The organism is Amycolatopsis sp. SID8362 (assembly GCF_010550475.1).
Classification (GTDB): Bacteria; Actinomycetota; Actinomycetes; order Mycobacteriales; family Pseudonocardiaceae; genus Amycolatopsis; species Amycolatopsis eburnea.
Genome location: NZ_JAAGNB010000817.1, coordinates 1 through 239, shown reverse-complemented (window position 1 = coordinate 239; position 239 = coordinate 1). Strand labels below are relative to the sequence as shown.

Annotated in this window: 1 protein-coding gene; it reads right to left on the bottom strand. The window is 78.2% G+C overall.

Annotated features, from left to right (window positions below):
- Positions 1 to 239, bottom strand: a 239-nt coding sequence (locus G3I65_RS25005) for a hypothetical protein (protein ID WP_160698260.1), incomplete at both ends; no start/stop codon positions are given.

The following is a 239-nucleotide window of genomic DNA, read 5'->3' as shown; positions in this document are numbered from 1 at the left end:
CTCCGCGCCACAGCGCGAGCGCGTCGTCGAAGAGCGCGGCCGCGGTGACGTCGCCGGCCGCGGCGCGGGCGAGGGACACCTTCTCCCGGAACCGGTGCAGGTCCAGCGCGTCCAGGTCGACGCGCAGCAGGTAGCCGTGCGCGGTGCGCTCGATCGCGCACCCCGCGGCGCGCAGCCGGGAGACGTAGCTCCGGACCGTCGCGGCCGCCCGATGCGGCGGGTGCTCGCCCCAGACGCGC